Annotated in this window: 3 protein-coding genes; 2 read left to right on the forward strand and 1 reads right to left on the reverse strand. The window is 54.3% G+C overall.

Annotation, left to right across the window (positions count from 1 at the left end):
• The coding region (locus RR842_RS12660) for a hypothetical protein (RefSeq protein WP_332729971.1) at positions 1–928 on the forward strand (928 nt) is incomplete at its 5' end.
• Between the two features lie 184 nt (positions 929–1,112).
• Here the strand turns inward: RR842_RS12660 and RR842_RS12665 are convergent.
• Entirely contained in the window at positions 1,113–2,792 is a 1,680-nt protein-coding gene (locus RR842_RS12665) for an MFS transporter (protein ID WP_332729972.1), read from the reverse strand.
• A 381-nt stretch (positions 2,793–3,173) separates the two neighbouring features.
• On the opposite strand from RR842_RS12665, the gene RR842_RS12670 reads away from it, so the two are divergent.
• Positions 3,174–3,773: amidohydrolase family protein (locus tag RR842_RS12670; protein ID WP_332729973.1), on the forward strand; the 600-nt coding region annotated here is incomplete at its 3' end.

Below are 3,773 nucleotides of genomic sequence, written 5' to 3' on the forward strand. Positions count from 1 at the left end.
CACCCCCCTTGATATGGATATGGTGAGGTCGCTAGAATCACTTTCCTACCAGGCCATACAACGGTGGAAAAGCAAGTTCCCCGTAGGACTGTTCAACGCTGCTCCGATGAAGCGGCATCATGTGGATTGGCTGATAACGCTGGAGGGTCTTTTGGCATCGGTTCCGCAGCTTGCGCGCGTACCTCTTTTCGCTGATGACGTTGCTCGTATAGCCATGCTTCTTTATCCCTACTGGGATAAGCACCGCAAGCGTACGTATCGGGTGCTGCTTGTGGCAGATGCAAGTTTTGAGCAGGCGGCCTACGGCGTGTATTGCATCGAGACGGGTCTGCCGTTTATCCAAGTAGTCGGGGTTGTGTCAGGGGAAGATCTGCTTTGCGAAGGTGGGGCTCGATCCCCTGCGTATGAGGACGTCGATTTCATTCTTGCTTTTGAGCCCATGGAATCGGCGCTTCCGCTCTGCCAAATCTCTCATTCGGTCGGCAAGGATGACTTGATGCATGTGATGGAATTCACCCTTAATTTTGAAGAGCTGTGGCGGGGCAGTCCCTTTGAAGTGAGTTCGCGCAAGCTCAGCCAAGAGTCGATTCGAGATACCGTGCAAGCGGTGTACTGGGATTTAAGAAACGATGGCATCGTAAAGGCAACATTCGAGGAATTCGCTGAACAATTCGAGTCTCATTGTGCTATTTCGACGGACCATATGACAACCGCCCTCTGTTTGAAACGCACGGCAACGACGGGTCTTCGCGTCTACGAAACCAGCGAGCTTCATGTCGTGCAGCCAGTTGCTTCGCTGTCGGTTCTCTATGTTGCGGAGCGGGATCGCACGAGCCTGAGCGAGATAGTTGCACGATTCAACCGGTCTATCAAGACAAGCATTCGAGGGGAGCATGCCTACAGCATTCCGCCTTCCGTGACGTACTAACGCAGGGCGACAGACCGCTCTATTCAGGGAGCGCGTGGTGTATGCGAGGGGTTGTTGAAGTAAGCAAAAGAGGAGCCACGGGGTTAAAGCCGTGGCTCCTTCTCATTTTCGTGGTGCGACCGACAGGAGCGCCACTTTGATGAAAGCCTGCTACAGGCTACTGCCTTGAAGGGGCCGAGGCGACTTAGGCGCCTTCAGTTTGGAGCGAGTCTGTATCGACAGCAGGTTGTTTTGCTTGTGCGGTAGCGATTTCTGCCTCGTTTTCCTTGCGAGCCACCTTGACGAAGGGGGTGCTCAAGAGGCTGAGTAGAACGATCACGCCACCTACGGTGAGTGTCGTGCGCAGCGCGTTGGTGCGGGCATCGGCGTTCGCAGCCACCAGGGCGGCCATCTCCTCTTCGGAAGTGGTAACGCCAGCCATTGCGGTGACGAAATTCTCGTTGCTCATCATGTCGACGTTGTGCTGAGCCACAGCGGCGCGTGTTTCTGGCGAGATGGACTCGTTGGTACTGATGCTTCCGGCGATGCCGGAGTTGAGCCCTATGAGAAGGGTGGCGCCGAGGGCAGCAATGGAGATAGCATAACCTACGTTGCGCGAGGTAGCCTGCACGCCGCCTGATTGCGAGGCGTCGCGGTCGTTGACGGCAAGGGCGACAACGTTGCTGGCGTGAGCGCTGAGACAGCCTTCGCCGAGGCCGATAACAACGGCACCGACCCACAGGAGCGCAGACACGCTGTCAGAGCTGATGGAAAATACGATGGCGATGGTGCCTGCCCCAATAAGGGCGTATCCGAATTGCAGGGCCGTGCGCGGATGCATTTTAGGAGCGACCTTGGGAATACCTAGAGCCAGCAAGAACATGGGGACGCCGATGGCGACGGCGATGAGGGACGCCTGCATTGCCGACCAGCCGGCAACACGCTGGAGATAAGGCACTACTAAAAGGGTGATCATGGCGCTGGCGAAAAAGATCTGGAAGCTGCATAGCAGACCGGCAAGCACTTGCGGAGTTTTGTAAAAGGACTGCGGCAGCAGTGCACAGCCGTTCTTCGCTTCAACTTTCTTCTCCACGAACATCATAATGGCCAGCACTATGAGGCCAGCGAGGGTAAGCACAGGGGCCGGCGAGAATCCAAGAAGGGAGAATGGAGCGGCAGCCGTGGGCGCGATCAGGCCCCATACGGAAATACGGGAAAGGCCTACCAGGAACATGAACAGGCCCAGGGCAGCCAAGCCCGTGCCGACGTAGTCGAATTTCAGCTTGCCCGGAGCCTTTTCGATGGGCGGCAAGGAAAACGAGGCGGCGAATACGATCAGGAAGTAACAAGCAAGAATGCCAAAGGTGATGCGAAAGCCCATAGCATCCATGAGAACGCCAAAGAGGATGGGTAAAATGGTTGCAATGCCCGACGCTGCACCAATGCAGCCAAATGCTATGGCGCGGTTTTTTCCGCTATGGTAGATGTTGGGAATAAGGCCTAGAACTGCGGGAATCATAAAGCTTGCGCCGAGACCCACAAGGGTGCGCCCGCCCCAGGTGAGCAGCATCATGCTGGGGGAAAGGGCGACGACTACTTCGCCTGCGGCGCACAGCAGCACGCCAATGCGGAAGCTCTTCTTCCATCCGATGATAATGCCCATCATGCCGCCGGCAATCATGAGGGCGCCGGCTACGAGGGAATAAACCATATTGGCAAGCTGGAAGTCTGCGGTTGTTGAGCCGAACGCGTTTGCTAAGGCGGTTGCGGCTAGGGACATGGCCGAGTTTTCTCCAGTGGTGCCAATCTGGGCCATGACTAAGACCAAAATAGGTGCTATGAGAAACTTTTCAGCCCCTTTTGTCGTGGGTGATGCTTCTGACATAGTTGCCTCCTCCTTGAAGTGTAGTTGTTTTCCGTGCGCTGACGGGTTCTATTATCCAAAGGACGCGATCAGATGAAAGCATTAGAACTTCCTTATATAAAGAAGAAAAACATGTTTTTTGAATAATGAACGGAAAGTAGAAATGCAAATAAGGAGGTGGGTTGGTTTTTTGAAAGAGTGCTGAGCTGTCGAATGTCAAATTACTTCATTAACTACAGAAATTGCGGTGCACCAAAGGTGAAAGAAAACTCCGTATAGTGAATTTTGCAACGAGACAGCCGACGCTTAATGCGCTGACATCGGCTCAATTGTTGGGAAGCATCAATAAAAAGCGTCTTAAGCAGTGTGCGTGAAGGCGCTTCCAGGAGAGGAGATCGATTAATGAAGAAAATATTCTACGGTGGCCCTATCATCACGATGGATGAGGCGAATCCTCGTGTGGAGGCGGTACTCGTCGAGGACGGGATTATTGTTGCAGCAGGTGGGTACGACAACGTAGTTGCTCAAGCGGGCGATGAGGTCGATCGCGTTGACCTGCAGGGCAGTGTTATGATGCCGGGTCTCTTTGAGCCCCATGCTCATCTTGATGTGGCGGCGTGCATCCATAAGTCTGCCTTTATTGGTGGGTTGCGCTATGACACGGTAGAAGAGGTTCTGTCCCAGATAAAGCGCGCGGTTGACGATACCCCGGAGGGCAAATGGGTGTTCTGCTTCGGCTTGGATTACCTGATTAATCGTGACTTGCCCGAGCTCGATCGACATTGGCTTGACGGCATTACCACCAACCATCCGTTATGTGTGCTGGTGCAATCCATGCATACCGGATTCTTGAACAGCAAGGCACTTGAAGTCATGAGCATTACACGCGAGACACCCGACCCGCGTGACGGACATATCTACAAGGATGAAGCCGGTGAGCCGACGGGCGTGCTGACCGAACAGACGCTACTGTTCCCCATTATCTTGGCATGGATGGGTGAT

Origin of the sequence: Gordonibacter sp., from assembly GCF_036667095.1 — a bacterium.
In the GTDB taxonomy this organism is placed as follows: domain Bacteria; phylum Actinomycetota; class Coriobacteriia; order Coriobacteriales; family Eggerthellaceae; genus Gordonibacter.